This is a genomic window from Pseudomonadota bacterium, assembly GCA_036141575.1.
Taxonomy (GTDB): domain Bacteria; phylum Pseudomonadota; class Alphaproteobacteria; order UBA2136; family JAPKEQ01; genus JAPKEQ01.
On sequence record JAYZXF010000003.1, the window covers coordinates 75,177 to 97,998 of the forward strand.

Genomic DNA, 22,822 nt, shown 5'->3' on the forward strand with positions numbered 1-22,822 from the left:
AATTTATTTACTTCGGTCCGTCAATGATACCAAGCCATGACAAGAAACTATCCCACAGGCGACCAAAGAAACCTTTACGTGTCACATCATGCTGCGCCACAACATCTACACTAAACATGCGGTTATCTGCTGGGTGCACAAATGTAAGCTGCCCCACAGTTTCGCCTGCTTTAATTGGCGCAACCAAACCTTCTTTAATTTCAAGGTTTGCTTTTAGGCCATCCGCATCACGTGCACCGATGTACGTTGTGAGCGTATCTTTAGCAACCACTTTTAGGCCACCTTCAACACTGTGCCATACAGGAACGTCTTTTTGCATTACGTCACCTGCACGCACCATGTCACGCAGATCAAATGTACGGAAGACATAAACCAACCCTTTTTGAGATTCACTCTCTCGTTGAGCCATACTGTCTGTCCCCATCACAACACTAATCAGGCGTTCATCGCCTTGACGCGCTGATGAAATGAGGTGGAACCCAGCTTCTTCAATGTGCCCAGTCTTCAGGCCATCTACACCAATACCGCGGTTGAGAAGACCGTTACGGTTAGATTGCTTAATACCACTAAACTCAAAGCTTGGAATACTGAAGTAGTGGTAAAACTGTGGAAAGTCTTTTTGGATGCGCTTTGCCAGCGTAAACATATCTTTTGCAGTTGTGTACTGCAGGTCAGATGGCCAGCCTGATGCGTTCACAAAGTTTGTGTTCATCATACCAAGCTCTTCTGCCTTCTCGTTCATCATCACAGCAAAACCTTCTTCACTGCCACCAAGAAACTCAGACATAGCAATACAAGCATCATTACCACTGACTACGGCAATCCCTTTAATCATGTCATCCACAGGGACCTTCTTACCAACTTCAATAAACATCTTAGAGCCGCCCATACGCCATGCTTTTTCACTTACTGGAATTTCAGTTTCAAGCGTCAGCGTACCGCTTTCAAGCGCTTCAAAAATCAGGTAAAGCGTCATCAGCTTTGTCAGGCTCGCAGGGCCCATACGGTCATTTGAATCTTTCTCTAGCGCAATGGTGCCTGTTTCAGTATCCCCAATAATGTAAGATTTTGCATTCAGCTCAATCGCCTCTGCGCTAAGCGCAGTTGTTACGCTGAGAACACTTGCAAGAGCACTTGCCTTTAGCCAAGACATCATAGATTTATCCTTGTTTTAAATAGTTTATTATTCGATCACAACACGTGCGCCAACCCAGCCAGCATTTTCTGCATTGTTAAGCAGAGCATCCGCTGTGTCAACCGTGTTCACAGGGCCAATACGGACACGGTAGTACGTTGTCCCATTCACACTGTTTTCAAAAATTTGAGTACTCGGGAAGTCCGCCTTCAGCATAGAAAGCTGCTTTTGTGCGTTCGCCTCATTTGTAAAGGCACCCGTTTGTACAAAGTAGCGCGTAGAACCAATCGCAAGGTCACGCACAAGCTCAGGTGATTTCTGCACAGGCGCACCTGTACTTACACGGCTCGTGAAAGATCCACCAGTTGTCGCTGGCTGCACAGGTTTCTGATGGGTAACACGCGGTGCTGTTCTTGAAACATGGCGCGTCTTTAGAGAGCTTCCATCTGTTGGGAGCGCCTCAATCTGTACTGGTGTTACCCCCTGCTCTGCAAAGTCTAGTACTTGTGCAGCGCGGTAACTCATATCAATCACACGGTTCTTTTTAAATGGGCCACGGTCGTTAATTTTAACAATAACGCTACGGCCATTTTTAAGGTTTGTTACACGTGCATATGTTGGTAGAGGCAGCGTTGGGTGTGCAGCTGTCATCTCATACATGCTGTACTTTTCACCGTTCGCTGTTTTACGACCATGGAAAGGGTGTCCATACCAGCTGGCAATCCCCTTCTCTGTAAAGCCTTCAGAACTAGAAATCGGGTAATACGTTTTACCCATAATCTTATAAGGCTTACCAACCTTACGCTTACCTGTTACACGCGGCGCGCTATACCCAGCTGCACCATCGTAACGCGCAAACAAGCTATCATTCGTTGGCTTATACGTGTTGTAGTAACTTGTACAGCCAGATAGAACAACTGCCGCAAGCAGGCTCAGTGGAAGAACGCGCATTAAGATTTTTTCTCCGCTTTTGCAATCTCATCAGAAAGGCTCAGAGCACTTACAGCAAAGTAGCTCGAGTTATTCCAACGCATAATTACGCTAAAGTTATGATACGTCAACCATGCACGACCGCTTGGCCCCTCAGGTAAAAACAAACGCGCCTTTGTGCCTTTTGGCAACGTGCCAGCTTTTGGTGCAACGCCAAGAGCTTCCCACTCTTCAACACTCATCCACTGGCTGAGGCCACGCTTAGAAAGGTCTAGATCGCCAGGCAGATATTTTGTCAGTGTTACGCGTTCGCCCCACTTCTCATCTTCTTTCCAGCCATGGCTCTTCAGGTAGTTTGCAGCAGAAGCAAATACATCTGGAAGCGTGCTCCAGATATCTTTTTTGCCATCACCGTTTCCGTCACGCGCATACATAAGGAAACTACTTGGCATAAATTGGCACTGTCCCATAGCACCTGCCCAGCTTCCTGTCATCTCAGAGGCAGGTTTGTGACCTTCAGAAACAATCTTTAACGCATCAAAAAGCTCTTTTCTAAAGAACTTCTTTCTATGACTTGCATAAGCAAGTGTTGCAAGGCTTGGTACAATATCGTAACCGCCCGTGTAGTTACCGTAGGCTGTCTCAACACCCCACATCGCAACAATCGTTTCTGCTGGAATACCGTACTTTTCTGATTTCTCCATCAGCTCATCACGGTTTGCCATATAATTCTTTTGGCCTTTTTTGACACGGTGATCAGACACCATGCTGCCAAAGTATTTTTTAAAACTAAACGTACTCTCAGGCTGAGTTTCTAGGCGCTTCATCACGTCTGGTAGTGGCGCTGTAAGACCCTCAAGAGACGTTTCAAGCACGTCTGTTGGCAACCCTTTAGATGCTGCTTCTGTCTTCAGTTCTGTTAAAAAGTCTTCAAACGATCCAAGCTTTGGATCTGCATGTGAAATTTGCATGAGAGTGAAAAGACTGCACGTCACCCCACCGACGTATTTTACTGATTTACCCCACATAAATCGGCCCTCTTTTTGTTATTAGCACACAGTGTAACAGAGAGCAAAACCATTGTCATATGCTTATTTAGACAACAAAAAAACTTGCACTTATTTCATGAACTATCTATAAGCGTATACAGTAACTGGAGCACGCTCCATGTTATCTCGTACTTACCGTTTTCTAAATTTCACCAATAGCCATAAATATGGCTATTCCCTACCCTCTATCCAGAAGGATACCTCATGCATCAGCACACACTTTTCCATCCGGAAGTTTTCGCAAGCACTGAAGAGTTTAAAGAGGCACGACGATGCCACAATGCTATGAACGCTTTCGCCAATTGCGATCCCAACAAAAAAAGCGCAGTGCCGCCTGAAAGCATCTCATGCTATATGGCGGCTCTCAAACGGCTGATGGAAAAGGCTAAACTCTGCAAAGACAAGGCATCAGAAAGACTGGCCCGCTACATTGAGGAAGAAACACGCCTGCGTGATATGGAAGCTAGAGGAGAGCTGAAAAACAACGCACAACAAGTTGGACAGATCATCAAAGAAGGCGTCCCTTACAACTCTTCCAACCGGGACTAACCCTCCCAAATCGAATAAGAAATTCTCCCTACTGATTGTGGGGAGAATTTTTTGTGAAATTTTCTTTATTTTGCCCCTTGCAGTTTAGCATAAACCTGCCTATATTTCGGGCATCAAGATACTGCGTATTCCGTTTTCCAAGCGCCCGTAAGGGACGTACATCTTGGTATTCACTAAAATATCAACACACTATACTGAGGAGACTGCACCATGAGTGCACAGCGGTACCCCCTGTTCAACGACAAAACCTTTGCTGACAACGACGAGTTTTTGAATGCTCGCGCTTGCCAAAATGCAATGAACGCTGACCAGGAGCCGAGCAAACAGGCACAAACTGCCTATGACACCGTTTTGCAACGGGTCATGAAGCAGGAAAAGATTTCCGAATCCGACGCCGAAGAAAAGCTGGAACAGATCATCAACGACGAAACCCGCAAACGCCAAGCCCACGGCAACACCCAAGTTGCCCAAGCTGGAAAGCAGGTGTCAGAAGACACCGTTGAATGCCGTCCGCGCGTTCAACAGTTCAGCTAAATCAAAACCTTAATCGATACCACCTCCCTTCCCGCAGAAATGCGGGGAGGGTTTTGTTTATAAACTGTCAGGAAAAGTCAGGCACTGCTTAGCATTCCCCCTATAAGAGTTCATACCAAGAGAACTTCGGTTCTTGATATCGTGTTTACCTTTTCATCGACTCCCATTCTGGGATTCGCACGATCTTGGTTATCTTTGTTTCTACACACATGTACGGAGGAAAATAACATGTGCTTCGATCTTCAAAACACCGCCATCTTCGCAACCGAGAACGACTTTCTGCGTGCACGCCGCTTCGTTGCTGCTTACATTGCAGGGGAAGACACTCGTGAAGATGACGCCGAAGCTGTCAAAGCAGCTGCGGGCGCAATCATCATGCGCCACAACACAGTCGACGGAGAGGCAACTTTCCTGATGCTGTGCAAATATATCCGCGACGAGAATGCTGCTCGCGGCAACGTGTGCTTCTTGGCCGACAAGGTTCTGGCTGATCGCCTGCCTCACAGCTGTGCTGCGAATGCAGGTGGCCGTCCTGATCGCCACGTTCACTAAATCGATTACAAGCTCCCGTACCATTTTGGTGCGGGGGTTTGCTTTTGATATAGACTTAGGGCATCATAGCGCCCATGAGTGATACACCAGCCAAACAGTTTCAATTTCCAGAAGGCCTGATTACAGCGCCTCTTCAAGATATCTTTAAAGCTCTAGATAATAATTGCCGCTTGGTCGGTGGCCCAGTGCGTGATGCTATCCTTGGTGAAGTGGCAACAGATATTGATATCTGCACCCCTTACCTGCCAGAAGAAACAACCAGCAAACTTAAAGCGGCAGGCTTTGGCGTGGTACCCACAGGCCTAGAACACGGCACCGTAACAGCTGTTCATGCAGATTCTGACTTTAAAGCAGAGATCACAACACTCAGAAAAGATGTGTCTACTGATGGTCGCCGTGCAACGGTTGAGTTCAGTGAGTCATATAGAGATGACGCCATGCGCCGTGATTTAACCTTCAATGCGCTCAGCGCTGACCTTGAAGGTAACATTTGGGATTACACAGACGGCCTAGCAGATTTAGAAGCAGGGAAAGTTCGTTTTATTGGTGATGCGAAAGAGCGCCTGAAAGAAGATTGGCTCCGCGCCCTCAGGTTTATCCGTTTTTATGCACGTTTTGCCAGAGAAGAAGTAGACGCAGAAACAACTGCTGCCCTCACCTTTGCAGCAGACTCTATGGATAAACTCTCTCGTGAACGCAAAACAGAAGAGGTCTTCAAGCTTCTTATGCAAGACACATGGGAAGACGGACTGACTCTACTGGAAGATACAGGCCTTGCAAAAGCCCTTGACCTTCCGTTTGGTATAGAAAGCCATAACCGCCTGAACTGGTATCTATCTTTTTGCCCAGATGCGCCTGCAGAAGAGCGCTTCTTTGCACTGACCTTTGATTTACCAGACGCCATTTTAGAGAACGAGCACTTTAACCTCTCTAATAACTTTAAAAAGCTTGTGGGCACATGCCCGCGCTCAGAGGTGGACTTCTTCCGCATTAGTGAATCAGAAATTCTCACAGCACTTATTGGTAAGGACATTGTTAAAAAGTGGCTCGCACTGCGCTTCGGTGCATGGGAAACCACAGCCGAACAATCTACCTTTATTGAAGATTTTATTGCGGGCATGGATGATCTGCATATTCCAGAGTTCCCACTTACAGGGCATGACATGATTGAAAGCGGTCTCACAGGACCAGAAATCGGACTTAGACTCGCACAAGTAAAATCATGGTGGGCCGTTGAAAAGTACCCAAGTAAGGATGCCTGCTTAGAAAGACTCAAACATCTTCTTTCACACAATCATGAACATCATGACTGCTGTAGCAGCGAGAACTGCTCACATAAATAGCCTGTCCCACTAAACTCGCTCATACTCAGTGAAAATTTTTAATGAAGGATGCACGGAAGCGATATGTATTAAACATACATGAGCTGAGTACAGCACTGAAATAAGAATTTGCAGCAAGTATGAGTAGAGTTTAGATCCAGTTACGGCTTGCAAAGTACGCCAACAGAATAAGAGCGTACACGCCAAGAGTGACGCGCGCTGCAAAGCGACCTCTCAAACCCAGCTTAAAATGTGCCCAGAGTAAAAATGTTGCAAGAACAACAGTCAGCATACTTAAAGCAGCTTTTTCAAGTGCCACACTTGTATCAGCAATTGAGTACGCACTCATCCACCCCATCAGTAGCGCAATATAGAGAATAAACGTACCTGCTAGAAGAGTAATAAACTGGAAGCGCTCAAGCCTCACCAGAGATGGTAAAAAGCCTGACAGAGCTTTCTTTCTACGCAGGAGAAGATCCTTAGCAAGCACACCAATAGAAGACAATACACTCAACGTGTAAAAGCCATAAGCAATAGCTGCAAGAATGATGTGTGTTTGAAGTAAGCTCATGCGTATGAGAATGGCACAAGATGTTGACATTCACAACGGGAAAAGCAACACTTCCTGCATGAAGGCAACACTCGACAAACTTTTTGAAATTAGCGCCCGTAAAGAAAAACAAAAAGCGAAGGCTTTGCCCTTCCCTTATCCGCATCCAGCATTTTGGATCGCCACTTGGGGCAAAGTGGGCCACCTGCCAATGGCTGGTACATGGGGCACAGTCGCAAGTCTTCCTTTTATTATTGCAATTACAGAGTACACAGAGCTCGGTATTCTATACATATTCACCATTCTCAGTTTCTTGATCGGATGGTGGGCTTGCCGCAAAGTTGAAGAACACACAGGCGAACATGACCATAAAAGTGTCGTGATTGATGAAGTGTTTGGTATGGCTCTTGTCGCAAGCTTTATGCCTCACCTCAGCCTTGGCTCATCTTGGGTGCACTGGCTTGCTGCTTTTATTCTGTTTCGTATTTTTGATATGCTAAAACCACCGCCAATCAGCCAAATTGATCAAAAACTAGATGGCCCATTTGGCGTTATGTTTGATGATGGCCTTGCTGCTATCTACAGCATCATTGCCCTCTGGCTTATTTTCTAAACCTTCGAGTGGTAAAGGAAACAGAAATGCCCTCAAATTATAAAAATGAAAATGGGATAAATTAAAAAAAATGTTTGATGAGAGCTTAGTAATCCTAGCAGAACGCGTACTCAACGACGCACGCGGTAAAGGCCTTACAATTGCCACAGCAGAAAGTTGCACGGGTGGACTCGTTGCAAGCCTCCTTACAGACATTCCTGGAAGTAGCGATGTGGTTATGGGTGGCGCTGTCACTTATAGTAACCAAGCAAAGATGGATCTACTTAACGTCAACCCACTCACTTTAGAAACAGCAGGCGCTGTAAGTGATGAAACGGTTCTTCAAATGGCCAAAGGTGCTGCAAAAGCTTACCGTGCAGACATTACTGTGAGCCTAAGTGGCGTAGCAGGCCCCACTGGCGGCACTGCCACCAAACCTGTTGGTCTTGTTTGGATTGGTCTACATTATAGCGGTGAGCAAAAAGCATTTATCCACAACTTTAGAGGCGACCGTACAGCCGTACGCATGCAAGCCGTTGAAGCTGCACTTACTCATATGTATGAAGCATTAAATCCGCTAGAACTCAATTAACGCTCCTATAAATAAGCGATTAAAGATGGGTTTTTGATTATTATGAATATGCTGAGTACAGGGCGTACTTAAATAGGCATGATAAGGAAAAAGGCGCTTTAAGCGCTATTTAGGAATATCAGGAATTAGACCAATCACAGTCTCAAGTAGGTTTGGAAACTTTGCATTTAGCTCATCTGAGCGAATACTGTTCATATGTGTTACGCCCACCTTTTCACAGTGCAAAAGCCCTGCTTCACGCAGAATCTTAAAGTGGTGAGAAATTGTAGATTTAGACATGTTAGGGCAGCTTGCTTCCTTACATGGTAGAGGGCCATTCAGATGCAGATTTTTCACAATATGAAGACGTGACAAATCACCAAGAGCGTAAAGCACTTGCTGAAGTTCAATTGTGTCCATATCTGGGTGATCCATAACTGTCATATTTTTAATATAATCCCTACAGCGCTGTTTTGCTAGCTTTTTTAAAGCTCACCTGCGTCACGCTTAGCAACAAGCTCGGCGAAGTACTTATCAGCATGGTAGCTTGAGCGTGTCAGCGGTGTAGATGAAACCATTAGGAACCCTTTAAGTTTCGCTTGACGCTCGTAGTCTGCAAACTGCTCAGGCGTTACCCATTCCATGACAGGGTAATGGTTTGGTGTTGGGCGCAAGTACTGGCCAATTGTTAGAAAATCAATACCTGCACTGCGCATATCATCCATCACTTGCAGAACTTCATCACGACTTTCACCAAGACCAACCATTAGGCCACTCTTTGTGAACATACGTGGGTGCCTTTCCTTCACACGTTGCAGCAAGCGAAGTGAACCAAAGTAACGCGCACCAGGACGCACTTCACGGTACAGGCGCGGCACAGTTTCCATATTATGGTTAAACACATCAGGAAGTGCATCCGCTACAAGGTCAATGTTCTCTTCCTTACGGCGGAAGTCCGGCGTTAGAATTTCAATTGTTGTGTTTGGCGCTGCCTTACGGATTTCAGTAATACACTCAGCCCAGTGGTTGGCTCCACCGTCTTTCAAGTCATCACGGTCAACACTCGTGAGCACCATATGCTTAAGCTCAAGGTCTTTTGCCATATCTGCAAGCTTTGCAGGCTCCTCCGTATCAATGGCGCGCGGCTTACCTGTTTTAATGTTACAAAATGCACAACCACGCGTACAAATATCACCCAGAATCATCATCGTTAGGTGCCCACTCGCCCAGCAGTCGCCAATGTTTGGGCAAGCTGCTTCTTCACACACTGTAAAGAGACTCTTATCTTTCACACGCTTTTTCAGGTCAAAATATGTCTCAGATTGCGGTGCACGCACACGCAGCCATTCAGGCTTAGGTGAACGAATATCAAGACCGCCTTCAGGCTTTTTCATACGACCAACACCACTGCGTACAGGGCGCTGTGCATCAGCTGTTGTGGCATAAGTGAGACGAGCAACAGCAGAAGGGTCAACACCTTCTTTTTCAAGCTGTTCCACACTTGGCGCAACGTCTGTTACAGGAGAATCTTCAATGATAATTTTTGGTTTTGTTGCCATTTTGCAATCACCGCTTATTGAACGTTTATTTCTGAGTGTTTCAATGTACCACTATTTCTTTCTGTCTGCATACTTTTTTGGGAGAATAATAGGGATAAACGAGGAAAAAGAGAGTACACATGAAAAAGATTGTTTTGATGCTAGCAGCAACAGTGGCAGTAAGTGCTTGCCACGGAACTGGACACTACCAAAGCGCTCCCCTTCTTGAAGAGGATATCAAAGACGCCAAGTATCTAAGCAGCTACCATTACGGACATCACAACAACTACCGTTACAGACATAACAACCAACGCGTACTCCCAACTGATAAAGCACTTTACTTTACAGACACAACATACACACCGCCATACGTGGGCCTAGAAAATCCACATGAGCGCGGCAGCATGCCACACCTTCCTCGTCATACATACAGGCCTTTCCAGGATGTGCCAAATGCATACGCTTACGACCAAGCGCGCAACTTGCCACCTCTCTTCTGGAGCCGCCAGTTCCAGCACAATATTGATGAAGCAATGCTAAGCGCTCCTAAAAAAGCGCTTTACCGTTTTAATGTAGATGGCCAAGACTACCACTGGGTAATGCGTAGCGCGATGTTCTCGCACCCATATAAAGCGATCCCATGCCGTGAAGGTGCCCTTTACATGGTAAGCCGTGCCACACTTCCAGTGATGGTTGGGGATTACACACTTTGCCGTGTTGGCCCACGTCACGAGTGGCTACCAAACACACTTTAAATTGACATAAAAAATAGCCCCTGATGGGGCTATTTTTTTATAAGTAAGTTTACACAGCCACTGGCAAGATAACAGACTCCAGCCAATAAGACTTAAGCGACTTCACCATATCCAACGTCTCTTCAAACGAAAGTGACTTTTTAATAAAGCTACTTACACCAAGCGCATACATCTCAGCCACATCTTCAGGGTGACCAGTATGGCTAAAAGCAATAGAAGGTACAGTCTTGAACTTGTCATGTTGCGCGAGCGCTTTCATCGCATCCATCCCACTTTCATTTGGCAAATGAATATCTAGAAGCGCCAGTGCAGGCAATTCACCCTCAAAGGCTTCAATAGTGTCTTTCATAGCCTTTACACTCTTAAAGAAAGTCACTTCATTTTGAACCTCTGCCTTTTCAAAAGCACGCTTCAAAATTTCTTGATCACTCTCACTATCCTCTAAAACCCAAATGGGATGCGCGAGCGCTTTTTGAAATGGTGTTGAAAACTGGTTCATATCAAAGTCCTTTTCTTTCTAGCACTACTTTACAGGCCAAGTATTTGTTTACGCAAGTTTTCCAAGAAAAATTCAGGATTTTGTAGGTAGATACCAACACAAGCCGTAACCAGCAAAAGCATGAGGAACGTCAACGGGTAAATAAGCATTGCTCGAGATGTTAGCACATACCCCTCTGATCTTCCCTGTCTGACAATCTTTGCCACTTTATAGCGCAAAGCCAAAGGGGCCCCATAACCCACAGCAAAGATATTCACAGCAAGCAAGAAGCCTTCTGTTAGCAACTTGCCTCCAATAAATGGAAGGTTTAAATTTAGAACCTGCAAAATCTCTGAACGGTAAAACTCAAAAAAAAGGCTGAGGCCTAAAAAAGCTGGAAGAACAACCAACAGGCCAATAATAGGCATACGGTAATATAAAAACCAGAACGGCCCTAAAAAAGCAGCCGCAAGAGAGAACCGTCTGTAAGAAGGTCTTTCAAACAGGCGGCTCCACTCCTCACCTAACAGATGAGATTCTTCTTGTTTAAGCGGCTTGATGCGCAGCACCTTTGCCCATGTTAGCAACAATCGCTTCACCAAAGGCGCTACATTTCACTTCAGTTGCGCCGTCCATCATGCGAGCGAAGTCGTAAGTTACTGTCTTGCTTGTAATGGCACCTTCAATACCAGAAACAATCAGATCAGCAGCTTCGTTCCAGCCCATGTGGCGGAGCATCATTTCACCAGAAAGGATGACACTACTTGGGTTTACCTTATCCTGGCCTGCGTACTTAGGCGCTGTACCGTGTGTTGCTTCAAAGATTGCATGGCCAGACATGTAGTTAATGTTCGCACCTGGCGCAATACCAATACCACCCACTGTTGCAGCAAGGGCGTCTGATACGTAGTCACCGTTTAGGTTCATTGTTACAATCACGCTGTACTCAGCTGGACGCGTTAGAATCTGCTGAAGGAAGGCATCAGCAATAGAGTCCTTCATAACAATCTTACCTGCTGGAATGTTCCAGTTTACATCTTCAGCAACAACAACCTTATCGCTGTATTCTTTACGAGCCACTTCATATGCCCAATTTTTAAAGGCACCTTCTGTGTACTTCATGATGTTCCCTTTATGAACAACGGTGACACTTGGTAGGTTATGCTCAATTGCGTGTTCAATGGCTGCACGTACAATACGCTCAGTCCCTTCACGAGAAATTGGCTTAATCCCAATACCAGATGTATCAGGGAAACGGATTTTGTTCACACCCATTTCAGTTTGTAGGAAGTTAATTAGCTTACCAGCACCTTCGCTCTCAGCTTCAAACTCTACACCTGCATAGATATCTTCACTGTTCTCACGGAACACAACCATGTTTGTAAGCTCTGGCTGTTTCACTGGGCTTGGTACACCTTCAAAGTAGCGTACTGGACGCAGGCACGTGTAAAGGTCTAGCTCTTGACGAAGCGCCACGTTAAGAGAACGGAAACCGCCACCAACTGGTGTTGTGAGAGGGCCTTTAATCCCAACAAGGTACTCTCTAAACGCTTCAAGAGTTTCTTCTGGTAGCCATAGCTCTTCACCGTAAACTTCGTTTGCCTTTTCACCGGCAAAAACTTCCATCCATGAAATTTTACGTTCACTGCCGTATGCTTTTTCTACAGCGCTATCAAGAACATGTTGAGACGCTTTCCAAATATCTGGGCCAATACCGTCACCTTCAATAAAGGCAACAATTGGGTTGTTTGGTACGTTGAGTGTACCATTTTCCATTGTAATCTTCTGGCCATCTGTCGGAACTTGGATCTTATTATATGTCATTGTTCTTCTCTCCTATTTATTTGTTGGCTTTCGCCGGTTCTGCTTATCGCAGTAAAACTCTTAGTGTAGTAGTGGGCTCCAGGCCGGGTCACTCGCATTCTTCGGTGTCGGCATGAGGCGCTCGTTGTATCCAGTAAGGTCAATTGTGTACATCTTTGTGTTGTCACCTTTTTGACGCGCAAAGGCAATCACACGGCCGTTAGGTGACCATGTTGGTGACTCATCCAGGAAACTATCTGTCAGCATACGCTCTTCTTTACCTTCTACGTCAATCACACCAATACCAAAGCGGCCTTTGTATTCTTTAACAAAAGCAATCAAATCACCACGCGGAGACCAAACAGGTGCGTAGTAGCGCCCTTCTCCAAATGTAAGCCTGCGTACGTCCTTACCGTTTTTCTTCATAATGTAGAGCGCCGCTTTACCACCACGATCACTGTTAAAGACAATATGCTTCCCATCAGGGCTAAAGTCTGGAGACGTGTCAATTCCGCGTTGGTTTGTTAGGCGTTTCAGCTTTTTGCTACGAAGGTTCATGCTGTAAATTTCAGCGTTACCTGCGTGCCCCTTTGTAAGGGTCATCACGATGTTTTTACCATCAGGTGAAAAACGAGGCGAACTGTTCAATCCTTCAAAATCACCCACAATGGTTTGTTTACCTGTAGGTAGGTCTAGGAAGTACAGACGCGGACGTCCATTCTCATAAGACATGTAAATCAACTGCTGTGCTTCTGGTGAAAAACGTGGCGTCAGCACAAGGTGGCCGCCATCAGTGAGGCACTGGTAATTCGCACCGTCTTGATCCATCACACAGAGTTTTTTAAGAATTTGGTTACCGCGCTTCTCTTCAGAAATATGCACCACGCGCGTTGCAAAGTAACCTTTCTCACCTGTCATTGTACTGTAGATATCATCTGATACACGGTGTGCAAGGTGGCGCCAAAACTGTTTATCAGCACTATAACGACGGCCACTCAACTGCTTCTCGCCAAATACGTCCATCAAGCGAAACTCAACCGTAATTTTATCATTCTCTTCAATCACAGAACCCATAACGAGCCCCTCAGCCTTAATAAGCTTCCACTCAGCAAACTTAGGCCCTTCACGTACAAGTGAAGCGTTATCCTGCAGGTACGCTTTCTCTTTGATCACTTCAAATAGACCTGAGTTTTGTAGGTTGTTGGCAATTACCTTGCGCATTTTGTCACCCATTTCATCCATAGCTGCATCAGGGCCATCAAATGGAATCAGAGCAATTGGAAGCGGTGCCGTGTTTCCCTCATCTAGGTAAATCTTCACACGTGCTTCTGCGCTCAGCGCTACAAAAACAGTCATGAAAGTCGCAAGAATCAAGCTGTAAACTTTAGCCATTCCAAATAATCTCCATTACTTTAAAGGTCTTATATTTATCCGCAGGGTACGGAATCGGTTCTGATTTTCTCACAGCACGTAGAAGAGAGTTATCGAAAAATGGTAATCCACTACTTTTAATTACGCGAACACTCTTCAGGCTGCCGTCTCGGTTAATACGCACTTCAATCGCAATCGCAGGTTCGTCAACCATGCCTGAAGGCTTTAACCAGTTGTTAGAAATATGTTTTTTGATACGGTTAATTTCTTCCATATCAGCAAGTAAAAGTTTTGAATCCTCATCACCATCTTGTTCAGCAGGTGTCTCTTCCTCTTTAGAATCTTCTTTCAAGTTCTCAATAAAGCTCAGTGCTTTTAGGAAATCATCATTTGTTTTCGGCTTAGGTTTCGCCTTTTCATCCTTCACAACCTGCTTTTTATCTTTTGATTTATCCAATTTTTCAGGGCGCTTTTGTTGCTTTTCTTGGTTGGCCTGTTTCTTTGGTTGTGGCTTTGGCTTTTCCTTCACTACTTGCTTTTTCTCAACCTTAGCAACTTTAGGTGCATCATTCTTTTTCAACGGTTGAGGTTTAGGCGGCTTTGCAGGCGCTGCTGATTGCTGCGTAAACACAGGTTCAGCCTTCTTTACTTGCTTTGGTTCAATAGGCTTATTGCTTTTCGCAGAAACAATTTTCACCTGCACAGCTTGTTGCTGCTGGTTAAAGTCCAGCATAGAAGGCCATTGAATCGCCACAATTCCAAACAGGATAATATGCACAAGAATAGACCAAACAATGCCGAAGCGCATTTGGTCTGATTGTTGAGCACGTTTCATTTAAAGAGAAATCCTTACGGGGTCTGTGTTTGAAGGCTGATGTTAACAATGCCAGCACTTTGCAGAGCAGACATCACTTTCATCACATTACCGTAGTCTACTTGCTTATCTGCACGTAGAAGCACCGCAATTTCAGGACGCGTAGCTTTAATCGCTTCAAGCTTGCCAGCAATTTCACGGACTGTAATTTCGCTGTCCTGCATGTAGATTTTGCCTGACTTTGCAATCCCCACCTGAATAGGTTCATTGTTTTCGCTAATTGGCTTACTTACCACTTCAGGAAGTGAGATATCCACACCCTGCGTAATCAGTGGTGCTGTCACCATAAAGATAATCAGAAGCACAAGCATAACGTCAACAAATGGTGTTACGTTAATTTCTTGCATTGGCGGGCGACGGTAAGAGCGACCTGTTCCGCGTTGCGCCTTTGGCATCAGTGATCCAGCCATAGGTTATTCTCCCCTCGCTCTTCAAGCTGCGTCAGATGCGCGGCGTTTTTTGTTCACTTTACGAGACTTCACAACTTTTTCAGCCTGTTGGCGTTCAAGGAGCGTTGTAAACTCAGTGAGGAAACTTTCTAGACGTGCACTGTAACGTGCAAGTTCAAGAGTTAACTTGTTGTAAGCCATAACCGCAGGAATCGCAGCAAATAGACCAATTGCTGTTGCCAGTAGAGCTTCCGCAATACCAGGCGCTACAACAGCAAGAGAGGCATTTCCTGAAGCACCAATACCTTGGAAGGCTGTCATAATCCCCCAAACAGTACCAAGAAGACCAATAAACGGCGCTGTTGAACCTGTTGTTGCAAGGAAACCAAGGCCACGCTCAAGGTTATCTAGCTCACGGCCCATTTTAGCAAAGAGAATCTGGCGTACGCGCTCAATAGCACCAACCTGTACAATGCCAGTAATGTCACCGTCTTTATCCTTGCTGCGTTCCCACTCTTTCAGGCCAATCACAAACAGCTTCGCCATTACGTGGTCGGTATCATCAGGGTTAGAATCTTTGTAAAGGTCTTCAAGGCCTTCACCATTCCAAAATGCATCTTCAAAACGAGACGCTTTGCTATGTAAATGTTTAAGAATTGTCCATTTTCCAATGAGGATTGCCCATGTCATTACAGACATACCAATCAGTGTAAACATAATGATTTTTACAAAAAGACCAGCTTGTGCAAAAAGGCCTAGAAGGCTCATATCAGTGTGAAGTGCAGCCTGTGTAAGTGTCGGTTCCATGAGTATTCTCTCTTGTTCTTATTTAGACGTCTTACAAGATACTCGGATTGAAAATATTTGTCTATCAGAGGCTGAGATATTTTTGGAAACTCTTGCGTGAGAACTTTTCCCCTTGAAAAATTGCTCAATCATCCCCATGTGCAAAGCACAACTGATCTTAATGTCCCGTAACACAAGGAAATCCCAAATGGATGACGATACACTGCGGTCCCTGCTTGAACAAGCATGCGACCCAAGAACTGACAGCGCAACGCGCCGTAACACCCAGAGGCTTCTTGCTAAAAAATTCCCAGAGGAGCTTGATAAAATTTTGACGGGAAAACTTCATGAGGTTGTTGAACCGCAACTACATCAAGCTGTCACTCAGCCCAAGCCTGAAGTAAAGATCAAAGTAGTTGAGCCCAAAAACTATGCGGCTCTTCAGCGTATTGCGGCAGAATATGTATCCAAAAAAATCCAAGTCCTGCAAAATGGCGTTGAAGATTATGGTCGCCGCTTCGTGCTTGTTGCTGAGGTTGAAGGCCACCTTCAAACACTCAGCAGAACGCCCGAAAGTTTTGGCATTACACAAAAGATGTTGGATACATGGGGCCGCCCGCCATCGCCTGAGCCCAAAAGTTTCTTTGCAAAAGCTCTATACAGAGCAGGCAAACGCATAGGAACCCAAGAAGGCGGAAGCCGAATCGACCAAAGGATTTAACACTCCTTTAAGGAAAGCCCCCATCTCGGGGGCTTTCTTTTTGCCGTAAAATCAGCTATAAAGCGCCCATGAGCGAACCAATGATCAAACAAAAGCTGAAGTTCTTTATTACGCCAGAGGTGTACAAATACCTTGTGGCGCATAGTGTGCACGAGCCGCATATTCTTTGGGAACTTCGTCAAGCGACACAAAAGCTGCGTGGTAAATCTATGATCCTTACCCCAGAACAAGGTCAGTTCTTTAAACTTCTGTGCGGCCTGCTTGGTCCAAAGCGTATTTTGGAAGTTGGCACTTATACGGGCTACGGCGCCCTCTGCTTTGCGCTCAATAGTGATGAAGACGCCCATATCGATACGATTGACATTAACCCACAATGGCATGATACCGCCCTGCCTTTCTGGCAAAAAGCAGACATGGATCATAAAATCACCCAACATCACGGCGATGCCACAGACGTTCTAGATACTCTGGAAGAAGAAGCTTATGACCTGATTTTTGTAGATGCTAACAAAGAAGAAACAGGCACACACTACGAGCAAGCTTACAAGCTCTGCAAGCCTGGTGGGCTTATCATTCTGGATAACACGCTCATGTGGGGTGAAGTAGTAAACCCGAACATATCTAAAACCATGATCCGTAAGCTGAGACTTTTCAATAAACAGCTCCATGAAGATTCACGCGTAGATATCTCTATTTTGCCATTTAGTGATGGCATGACACTTGCACGCAAAAAAGCCTAAGGCAAAGGCCCTTTAGGCAACTTTTAATACGCTTTAAGCTTTCGCGGTTCTTATATACCCGCAAGTATACGCCGCTTCCACGATCTTAAAGCACATTAAAATTTATCCTAAATTGCTCTTTGCTATAACAAATGTGCTATATTTTTGAAAAAAGAATTTAAGAGTAAGCAGGATACAACATGCAAGCACTTCAACAAGCCGTCCACCTCCACCAGCAAGGCCGCTGGCAACAAGCGATGTCTCTTTATAAAGATGTTCTTAAAGCTCAGCCGAAGAACCCAGATGCCCTGCACCTCCTTGGTTTACTTGAAGCGCAGCATGAAAATTTTGATAAAGGCACCGCGCGCATGAAGAAGGCCTTTAAGCTTGCGCCAAACAATAGCCAAATCCTCAATAACCTTGCAAACCTCTATTCAAACGAAGGGCGCCACAAAGAGGCAATTGATCTCTATGACAAAGCCCTGTTGCTTGACCCAATGAACCTAGGCGCACAAGAGAACAAAGGCTACGCTTGTTATAATATTGAAGATTTTGAGAGTGCTGTAGAATGCCTAGAAGGCCTTGTTCCTATCAGCAAAAATCCTAAAGTCTTTGCATACCTTGGGGCAGCTCTTAGAGAGCAAAAGAAATATGAAGACGCACAAAATATTTTCATGAAGGGTCTGGCTTTGGAAGTGCCTCAAGTTGATCTATTTGTGGAGTCAGCACGCCTCTTTGAAAAAACTGGTGACAAACCTCGTGCACAAGCTCTTCTCAGTAAGGCCATTGCTCTAGATATTGAGCCTGAAAAGTGCTGGAAAGCCTTTGGTGCCTTTCTTCTTAGATCTCGTGATTACAAAAATACGATTCCTGCACTTAAAAAGGTGGTAGACCTAGATGCAGATAACGACGGCTTTGCCCATGCAAACATCGGTTACTGCTACCAGCTATTAGATGACCTCCCTCTTGCAGAAGAGTGGTATGAAAAAGCCATTCAAAAATACCCTGAAGGTGCGCTTGCTTACGCACACTACGGCACATACCAAGCCATTATTGGAGATATTGAGAAAGCAAAAGAATACACAGAAAAAGCCATTAAACTGGCGCCACACGACTCTGTGCCATTTTATACGTACTCATCTGTGCATAAGTTTACAGAACCTCACAAAAACACCGAGCTTTATGAAAGTATAGTTTGGAACCCTCACACTATGCTGGACGATGCTATTCGTCTCTCCTTCGCACTTTCCAAAATGTACTGGGACATTAAAGAGGATGAGAAATCATTTGTGCACCTTGCTCGTGCCAATGCCATGATGTTTGATGAAAAAGGCTATGATGTTGAAAAAGATATTCAAGTTATGGATAGCCTTGCGCCACTTTATGATGCCGCACTTATGAACACGCCTATTGATGTAACGCCTGCAAAGCAAACACCTGTTTTCCTAGTGGGTATGCCGCGTAGTGGTACAACATTAACAGAGCAAATTCTAGGGGCGCACCCGGATGTATATCCAGCAGGTGAACTCCCTCACCTTCTTGAGTTTGTTGAAAAAGACCTTGGTGGGGTTGCAGACCTCAGCAAGCTGATTGATTTCTTTAAAGATGAAGAAAAAATTAAAGCACTGCGTACTTACTACCTTGAGCACCTTGAAAAATTAACAGACCTTCCATTTGTGGTGGATAAGATGCCGCACAACTTTATGCTGCTAGGCCTGATTAAGCGTGCTTTCCCTGAAGCAAGAATCATCCATTGCTCACGTGATGCTGTGGCTACGTGTTTCTCATGCTTTAGACAAATGTTTTCGCAAAAGCACCACTACAGCTACAACATGGAAGCTCTTGGTACATACTATAAAGCTTACTCTCGTTATATGGCTGATATGTCTGCTAAGCTGCCTGATATGTATGAAAGTTCATATGACAAGCTTGTTGAGTCTCCAGAAGAATGCACACGCAGCCTTGTTGAAGCTGCCGGCCTACCATGGGATGATGCTTGCCTTAACCCGCATGAAAACAAAGGGAAAGTTCTCACTGCAAGCTTTGTACAAGCCCGTGCACCAATCCATGCAGGCTCTAAGCAAAGCTGGAAACGTATTGAGAAACACTTACGTCCTCTGATTGAAGCTCTAGAAAAATAAGAGCTAAAACGTAAAAAGGGCAGGATTACTCCTGCCCTTTTTGTTTTGTCTCAATTAGATGTGAATCACTCTATTATGAGTATAAATTCGCTAGGGTTGCGCGAAAATAACTGTTAATGAGAACCGTAGCTCAATGTACTTAAAGGTACTTGAGCAACGGAAGCGCAGATCACTGTTATTTGCAGCCTTCTCCTAGTAGAATTTAAACCATAATAGCTTGTGAAATTACAGTTGGCTTTTTGCCGCGTTCTTTTACAAATGTGCGGCGTACCGCTGCGCTCATCACATCTTCCACTTGCTTGGCATGACACATATCACTGCGCTCTAAACGTTGAGTCAGTACATCCAGTACTTCATCTTCAGCAAGCTTTATCAGGTCATCTTGCAGACGCTCATCAATCAGGCCTTTACTTTTTAGATGCGGGCCAGAGATGATTTTTCCGTCCTCTTTATCAACAACGATGTTGATAGAAAGGATACCTTCTTGTGCCATACGACGGCGCTCAGCAATCACAAACACATCATCATCCAGAATGTTCATGCCATCTACGTAGTTACGGCCTGTTCTGTACGGTGTTGGGTCAAGCGCTGCATGGTCAGGGCCAAGAATAATCTTTTGACCATTCTCAATAATAAATTGCTCAAACACACCACACTTCTTCGCAAAGTCAGCGTGCGCTTTAAGGTGCTGGTATTCACCATGCACAGGCACTGCCACTTGTGGACGTACAAGGTTGTACATCTTAGCAATATCCTTTTGAGAACCATGACCACTACAGTGGACAAACTCACTGTGTTCATGGATCACACGCGCGCCAATTTTAGTGAGGCGGTTGATCATGTTGAGAATTGGGCGCTCATTACCAGGAATCATCTTAGAAGACATAATCACTACATCTTTTGGCTTCATCACCATACCGCCAACAGTCTGGCCACCAGACATACGGTTGAGCGCTGCACGCCCCTCACCTTGTGTACCTGTTAGAATCACAAGCACTTTATGATCTGGCATACCTGCAGCATCTTCAGATGAAACAAATGCGTTCATTGTTTTCTGGTCTACAAGTCCACTTTCGCGCCCACACTCAAGCATACGGTGCATAGAGCGTCCCATTAGGCATACTTTGCGGCCATGGTTCATGGCAATATCAGCCATTTTCAGTACACGGCCAAGGTTACTTGCAAACGTACAGAAGAATACACGGTTCTTCATGCCACCAAGCAGGCTATCTAGGCTATCTGCCACGTCGCCTTCTGTTTTAAGGTCTCTGTCACTAAAGATGTTTGTAGAGTCACCAAACATCGCCAGTACACCTTCTTCACCAATTTCCTTAAAGCGTGCTTCAGCTGACTTAGGACCAAGCACAGGACGGTCATCAAAGCGGTAGTCACCTGTATGAACAATGTTACCGTGTGGTGTTTTAATAAACAGGCTGTTGGCTTCAGGAATAGAGTGTGTCACTGAAACATACTCAACAGTGAACGGCCCCACTTCAATTGTGTCACCAGCTTCAACTGTTTTCAGTTTGAACTCGTCACCAAGTCCAAGGTCACGTTTTTTATGTGCAATCACGCTTGATGTAAACGGTGTTGCGTACACAGGCACAGGCATTTCTTCCCATAGGTATGGAAGTGCACCTACGTGGTCTTCGTGTGCGTGTGTAATAAAGATTGCTTTAAGTTTGTCCATGTTCTCACGTACGTAAGAAATATCTGGAAGGATAAGATCAGTACCCGGTGCGTAACTGTCTGGGAAGCTTACCCCAACATCTACGAGAATCATGCTTCCATCACACTCGTACACCATCATGTTCATACCAATTTCACCAACGCCACCAAGTGGCAGGGCACTTAGCCCCCCGGTCTTTTTCGCCATATCTGGCCTTTCTTCATTTCATTTGCGAAGCCTTTTTCTCGCCAGGCTTCTTGAGCGGAAACTTGTTTCTTGTGAACGTTGATCCGGTTCACTTTATATTTCTCCTAGCAATGGCATAAAGCCCTTCTAGAGTGAGGCTCGGTATCACCTCATCAAACAAATCTGTATGTGCGCCAAGTGCTTTTGCATAACCGCCCGTTGCAATAATTTTGGGCTCTGCACTTAACTTTTCATGTGCCTTAATCTCACATAATATCTTATCTGTCAAACCTTCGAGCATACTGAGTGTGCCGTAATAGGCCCCACTTTGTACAGCGTCAGCAGCATATCTACCAACTACATTTGCAGGTTTATCAATGGCTACATCTGGGTATGCATGGCTAAAGCTTGTTAAAGTATCGAGAGACTTTTGCACCCCAAGTGTCACCACACTTCCAAAGTGCTTTTTATTTTCGCCCAGCACATCAATACGCGTTACGGCACCAAGATCTACAATAAGGCAAGGTGTAAAGCTGCGCTCGCAAGCGGCGACCATGTTTGCCACGCGGTCTGCATTAAAGTCATCATGACGAGAGGTTTGAATTTGCACGCCCGTCTTAAGGCCGGCCTTCATCACAAGTGGCTCATGCCCAAAGAAACGTACAATAGCATGCTGCAAAGAGCGGAGCATTTCAGCATGCGCGCAAGAGACAATGGTATGCTCGATTGATTCAGCATCTAGCCCTTCTCGCTTTAATACACGCTCTAGCCAAATCAGGTATTCATCTGCGCTACGCATAGGGCGTGTTTCAATACGCCACGTATGGCTCAACGCACCATCAGTAAACAGACCAAACACCGTATTGACTGAACCCACATTCACAACAAGGATAGGCTGCGTCATGACACGCTCCCTTGTTTAATAATTTCTCCGCTATGAATGGTATGGGAAGCACCTGACTCATCTTCCAGAATAATAGCGCCGTCATCTGTGAGTGACTTGGCTATGCCTTGAATATCGTCCAGACCCACTTGGCGCCATGTTACCGCTTCACCAATGGTAATACATCCACGAATATAACGATCTTTATGGGCTGCCCACCCCTCAGAGAGAAGCTTCAAGATACGCTCACGAATACGCCCAACCGTCTCCAGCCTATCAAAACGGAACCCCGTTAGGCTTTCTAGGCTTTGCCAGTCATCTTCTGTACCTAGCAGATTCATACCGCAACCAACAAGCTGGTAAGGCTTTCCAGAGATCACACCTGCCTCAACCAAAATACCGCACACTTTGCTGCCATTATAAAGCAGATCATTCGGCCATTTGATACCAAGTCCCTCACCTACAGATGAGAGCACATCATGTACAGCAAGACTGACTAGCAGTGGTGTATGTTCAGTCAGATTTTCAGTAAGAAGAACGGTCATGGCTATGCCAGCTTCCCCAGAGAATGTTTTCCAAGCTTTCCCTCTACGGCCACGGCCTGCGGTTTGTTCATCTGCAAGCACCACACTTCCATGAAAAAACTCACCCACTTTCAGGCCATCTAGCACTACATCATTTGTAGAACCGACTGTCTGTAAGTGGGTGAGCCAAGTCATTCAGAG

Annotated in this window: 26 protein-coding genes; 10 read left to right on the top strand and 16 right to left on the bottom strand. The window is 45.3% G+C overall.

Going from position 1 to position 22,822, the window contains the following annotated elements; all coding sequences use genetic code 11:
- Nucleotides 1-7 precede the first annotated feature (7 nt).
- From VX730_02065 to VX730_02075, 3 genes are read right to left on the bottom strand one after another with little or no spacing between them, the layout of a single operon-like run.
- Nucleotides 8-1,156, bottom strand: coding sequence for a D-alanyl-D-alanine carboxypeptidase family protein (locus VX730_02065; GenBank protein ID MEC9291164.1), 1,149 nt, complete (start codon nt 1,154-1,156; stop codon nt 8-10).
- Nucleotides 1,157-1,183: 27 nt separating this feature from the next.
- Nucleotides 1,184-2,086, bottom strand: coding sequence for a septal ring lytic transglycosylase RlpA family protein (locus VX730_02070; GenBank protein MEC9291165.1), 903 nt, complete (start codon nt 2,084-2,086; stop codon nt 1,184-1,186).
- Nucleotides 2,086-3,036, bottom strand: a complete 951-nt coding sequence (locus VX730_02075) for a lytic murein transglycosylase (protein ID MEC9291166.1) — start codon at nt 3,034-3,036, stop codon at nt 2,086-2,088. The genes VX730_02070 and VX730_02075 overlap by 1 nt, the downstream gene beginning before the upstream one ends.
- A 282-nt stretch (nt 3,037-3,318) precedes the next feature.
- Here VX730_02075 and VX730_02080 point away from each other — a divergent pair, with 282 nt between their 5' ends.
- The 4 genes from VX730_02080 (at nt 3,319) to VX730_02095 (ending at nt 6,092) form a co-directional block, all read left to right on the top strand.
- Nucleotides 3,319-3,663, top strand: a complete 345-nt coding sequence (locus VX730_02080) for a hypothetical protein (GenBank protein ID MEC9291167.1) — start codon at nt 3,319-3,321, stop codon at nt 3,661-3,663.
- 210 nt (nt 3,664-3,873) lie between these two features.
- Nucleotides 3,874-4,197 (top strand): hypothetical protein, encoded by a 324-nt coding sequence (locus VX730_02085; protein ID MEC9291168.1) that lies wholly within the window; start codon nt 3,874-3,876, stop codon nt 4,195-4,197.
- A 228-nt stretch (nt 4,198-4,425) separates the two neighbouring features.
- Nucleotides 4,426-4,749 (top strand): hypothetical protein, encoded by a 324-nt coding sequence (locus VX730_02090; protein ID MEC9291169.1) that lies wholly within the window; start codon nt 4,426-4,428, stop codon nt 4,747-4,749.
- 74 nt (nt 4,750-4,823) lie between these two features.
- On the top strand, nt 4,824-6,092 hold the full coding sequence (locus VX730_02095) for a hypothetical protein (GenBank protein ID MEC9291170.1): 1,269 nt from the start codon (nt 4,824-4,826) through the stop codon (nt 6,090-6,092).
- Nucleotides 6,093-6,222: 130 nt separating this feature from the next.
- On the opposite strand, the gene ccsA is transcribed toward VX730_02095, so the two are convergent.
- Nucleotides 6,223-6,642 (bottom strand): cytochrome c biogenesis protein CcsA, encoded by a 420-nt coding sequence (ccsA, locus tag VX730_02100; protein MEC9291171.1) that lies wholly within the window; start codon nt 6,640-6,642, stop codon nt 6,223-6,225.
- Nucleotides 6,643-6,700: 58 nt separating this feature from the next.
- Between ccsA and VX730_02105 the strand changes: the two genes are divergently transcribed.
- Nucleotides 6,701-7,234, top strand: a complete 534-nt coding sequence (locus VX730_02105) for a phosphatidylglycerophosphatase A (GenBank protein MEC9291172.1) — start codon at nt 6,701-6,703, stop codon at nt 7,232-7,234.
- A 70-nt stretch (nt 7,235-7,304) separates the two neighbouring features.
- Nucleotides 7,305-7,805 (top strand): CinA family protein, encoded by a 501-nt coding sequence (locus VX730_02110; GenBank protein MEC9291173.1) that lies wholly within the window; start codon nt 7,305-7,307, stop codon nt 7,803-7,805.
- Between the two features lie 105 nt (nt 7,806-7,910).
- Here VX730_02110 and VX730_02115 read toward each other — a convergent pair whose 3' ends face one another.
- Nucleotides 7,911-8,228 (bottom strand): helix-turn-helix transcriptional regulator, encoded by a 318-nt coding sequence (locus tag VX730_02115; GenBank protein MEC9291174.1) that lies wholly within the window; start codon nt 8,226-8,228, stop codon nt 7,911-7,913.
- 41 nt (nt 8,229-8,269) lie between these two features.
- Nucleotides 8,270-9,178, bottom strand: a complete 909-nt coding sequence (gene lipA / locus VX730_02120) for a lipoyl synthase (GenBank protein MEC9291175.1) — start codon at nt 9,176-9,178, stop codon at nt 8,270-8,272.
- Between the two features lie 284 nt (nt 9,179-9,462).
- Here lipA and VX730_02125 point away from each other — a divergent pair, with 284 nt between their 5' ends.
- Nucleotides 9,463-10,077, top strand: a complete 615-nt coding sequence (locus VX730_02125; protein ID MEC9291176.1) for a hypothetical protein — start codon at nt 9,463-9,465, stop codon at nt 10,075-10,077.
- 49 nt (nt 10,078-10,126) lie between these two features.
- Here VX730_02125 and VX730_02130 read toward each other — a convergent pair whose 3' ends face one another.
- From VX730_02130 to tolQ, 7 genes are read right to left on the bottom strand one after another with little or no spacing between them, the layout of a single operon-like run.
- Nucleotides 10,127-10,576, bottom strand: coding sequence for a response regulator (locus VX730_02130; protein ID MEC9291177.1), 450 nt, complete (start codon nt 10,574-10,576; stop codon nt 10,127-10,129).
- Nucleotides 10,577-10,605: 29 nt separating this feature from the next.
- Entirely contained in the window at nt 10,606-11,142 is a 537-nt protein-coding gene (locus VX730_02135; protein MEC9291178.1) for a hypothetical protein, read from the bottom strand.
- Nucleotides 11,102-12,379: an NADP-dependent isocitrate dehydrogenase gene (icd, locus tag VX730_02140; protein MEC9291179.1), complete on the bottom strand. Its 1,278-nt coding sequence runs from the start codon at nt 12,377-12,379 to the stop codon at nt 11,102-11,104. The genes VX730_02135 and icd overlap by 41 nt, the downstream gene beginning before the upstream one ends.
- A gap of 60 nt (nt 12,380-12,439) precedes the next feature.
- Nucleotides 12,440-13,750, bottom strand: coding sequence for a Tol-Pal system beta propeller repeat protein TolB (tolB, locus tag VX730_02145; GenBank protein MEC9291180.1), 1,311 nt, complete (start codon nt 13,748-13,750; stop codon nt 12,440-12,442).
- Complete coding sequence (locus tag VX730_02150; GenBank protein ID MEC9291181.1) at nt 13,743-14,564, bottom strand: TonB family protein; 822 nt, start codon at nt 14,562-14,564, stop codon at nt 13,743-13,745. The genes tolB and VX730_02150 overlap by 8 nt, the downstream gene beginning before the upstream one ends.
- Nucleotides 14,565-14,578: 14 nt before the next feature.
- A complete protein-coding gene (gene tolR / locus VX730_02155; GenBank protein MEC9291182.1) occupies nt 14,579-15,013 on the bottom strand; it encodes a protein TolR in 435 nt (144 codons plus the stop codon).
- Between the two features lie 21 nt (nt 15,014-15,034).
- Nucleotides 15,035-15,799 carry a protein TolQ gene (tolQ, locus tag VX730_02160; protein MEC9291183.1) on the bottom strand — a complete coding sequence of 255 codons (765 nt, stop codon included), beginning with the start codon at nt 15,797-15,799 and terminating at the stop codon, nt 15,035-15,037.
- A 187-nt stretch (nt 15,800-15,986) separates the two neighbouring features.
- Between tolQ and VX730_02165 the strand changes: the two genes are divergently transcribed.
- The 3 genes from VX730_02165 to VX730_02175 all read left to right on the top strand — a co-directional run bounded on the left by VX730_02165 (nt 15,987) and on the right by VX730_02175 (nt 19,359).
- Nucleotides 15,987-16,499 carry a hypothetical protein gene (locus VX730_02165; GenBank protein ID MEC9291184.1) on the top strand — a complete coding sequence of 171 codons (513 nt, stop codon included), beginning with the start codon at nt 15,987-15,989 and terminating at the stop codon, nt 16,497-16,499.
- Nucleotides 16,500-16,567: 68 nt separating this feature from the next.
- On the top strand, nt 16,568-17,239 hold the full coding sequence (locus VX730_02170) for a class I SAM-dependent methyltransferase (protein ID MEC9291185.1): 672 nt from the start codon (nt 16,568-16,570) through the stop codon (nt 17,237-17,239).
- 179 nt (nt 17,240-17,418) lie between these two features.
- Complete coding sequence (locus VX730_02175) at nt 17,419-19,359, top strand: sulfotransferase (GenBank protein ID MEC9291186.1); 1,941 nt, start codon at nt 17,419-17,421, stop codon at nt 19,357-19,359.
- 202 nt (nt 19,360-19,561) lie between these two features.
- Here VX730_02175 and VX730_02180 read toward each other — a convergent pair whose 3' ends face one another.
- From VX730_02180 to VX730_02190, 3 genes are all read right to left on the bottom strand, one after another.
- The gene (locus VX730_02180) at nt 19,562-21,235 is read right to left on the bottom strand and encodes a ribonuclease J (GenBank protein ID MEC9291187.1); all 1,674 of its coding nucleotides are present in this window, start codon (nt 21,233-21,235) and stop codon (nt 19,562-19,564) included.
- Nucleotides 21,236-21,323: 88 nt separating this feature from the next.
- Complete coding sequence (locus VX730_02185) at nt 21,324-22,118, bottom strand: type III pantothenate kinase (GenBank protein MEC9291188.1); 795 nt, start codon at nt 22,116-22,118, stop codon at nt 21,324-21,326.
- Nucleotides 22,115-22,816: a biotin--[acetyl-CoA-carboxylase] ligase gene (locus tag VX730_02190; GenBank protein ID MEC9291189.1), complete on the bottom strand. Its 702-nt coding sequence runs from the start codon at nt 22,814-22,816 to the stop codon at nt 22,115-22,117. Before VX730_02190 ends, VX730_02185 begins: the two co-directional genes overlap by 4 nt.
- Between the last annotated feature and the right edge of the window lie 6 nt (nt 22,817-22,822).

Excerpts from the sequence above, each read along its gene's own strand:
- VX730_02065 (MEC9291164.1), bottom strand. The coding sequence starts at position 1,156 with ATGATGTCTTGGCTAAAGGCAAGTGCTCTTGCAAGTGTTCTCAGCGTA.
- VX730_02070 (MEC9291165.1), bottom strand. The coding sequence starts at position 2,086 with ATGCGCGTTCTTCCACTGAGCCTGCTTGCGGCAGTTGTTCTATCTGGC.
- VX730_02075 (MEC9291166.1), bottom strand. The coding sequence starts at position 3,036 with ATGCAAATTTCACATGCAGATCCAAAGCTTGGATCGTTTGAAGACTTT.
- VX730_02080 (MEC9291167.1), top strand. The coding sequence starts at position 3,319 with ATGCATCAGCACACACTTTTCCATCCGGAAGTTTTCGCAAGCACTGAA.
- VX730_02085 (MEC9291168.1), top strand. The coding sequence starts at position 3,874 with ATGAGTGCACAGCGGTACCCCCTGTTCAACGACAAAACCTTTGCTGAC.
- VX730_02090 (MEC9291169.1), top strand. The coding sequence starts at position 4,426 with ATGTGCTTCGATCTTCAAAACACCGCCATCTTCGCAACCGAGAACGAC.
- VX730_02095 (MEC9291170.1), top strand. The coding sequence starts at position 4,824 with ATGAGTGATACACCAGCCAAACAGTTTCAATTTCCAGAAGGCCTGATT.
- ccsA (MEC9291171.1), bottom strand. The coding sequence starts at position 6,642 with ATGAGCTTACTTCAAACACACATCATTCTTGCAGCTATTGCTTATGGC.
- VX730_02105 (MEC9291172.1), top strand. The coding sequence starts at position 6,701 with ATGAAGGCAACACTCGACAAACTTTTTGAAATTAGCGCCCGTAAAGAA.
- VX730_02110 (MEC9291173.1), top strand. The coding sequence starts at position 7,305 with ATGTTTGATGAGAGCTTAGTAATCCTAGCAGAACGCGTACTCAACGAC.
- VX730_02115 (MEC9291174.1), bottom strand. The coding sequence starts at position 8,228 with ATGACAGTTATGGATCACCCAGATATGGACACAATTGAACTTCAGCAA.
- lipA (MEC9291175.1), bottom strand. The coding sequence starts at position 9,178 with ATGAAAAAGCCTGAAGGCGGTCTTGATATTCGTTCACCTAAGCCTGAA.
- VX730_02125 (MEC9291176.1), top strand. The coding sequence starts at position 9,463 with ATGAAAAAGATTGTTTTGATGCTAGCAGCAACAGTGGCAGTAAGTGCT.
- VX730_02130 (MEC9291177.1), bottom strand. The coding sequence starts at position 10,576 with ATGAACCAGTTTTCAACACCATTTCAAAAAGCGCTCGCGCATCCCATT.
- icd (MEC9291179.1), bottom strand. The coding sequence starts at position 12,379 with ATGACATATAATAAGATCCAAGTTCCGACAGATGGCCAGAAGATTACA.
- tolB (MEC9291180.1), bottom strand. The coding sequence starts at position 13,750 with ATGGCTAAAGTTTACAGCTTGATTCTTGCGACTTTCATGACTGTTTTT.
- VX730_02150 (MEC9291181.1), bottom strand. The coding sequence starts at position 14,564 with ATGAAACGTGCTCAACAATCAGACCAAATGCGCTTCGGCATTGTTTGG.
- tolR (MEC9291182.1), bottom strand. The coding sequence starts at position 15,013 with ATGGCTGGATCACTGATGCCAAAGGCGCAACGCGGAACAGGTCGCTCT.
- tolQ (MEC9291183.1), bottom strand. The coding sequence starts at position 15,799 with ATGGAACCGACACTTACACAGGCTGCACTTCACACTGATATGAGCCTT.
- VX730_02165 (MEC9291184.1), top strand. The coding sequence starts at position 15,987 with ATGGATGACGATACACTGCGGTCCCTGCTTGAACAAGCATGCGACCCA.
- VX730_02170 (MEC9291185.1), top strand. The coding sequence starts at position 16,568 with ATGAGCGAACCAATGATCAAACAAAAGCTGAAGTTCTTTATTACGCCA.
- VX730_02175 (MEC9291186.1), top strand. The coding sequence starts at position 17,419 with ATGCAAGCACTTCAACAAGCCGTCCACCTCCACCAGCAAGGCCGCTGG.
- VX730_02180 (MEC9291187.1), bottom strand. The coding sequence starts at position 21,235 with ATGGCGAAAAAGACCGGGGGGCTAAGTGCCCTGCCACTTGGTGGCGTT.
- VX730_02185 (MEC9291188.1), bottom strand. The coding sequence starts at position 22,118 with ATGACGCAGCCTATCCTTGTTGTGAATGTGGGTTCAGTCAATACGGTG.
- VX730_02190 (MEC9291189.1), bottom strand. The coding sequence starts at position 22,816 with ATGACTTGGCTCACCCACTTACAGACAGTCGGTTCTACAAATGATGTA.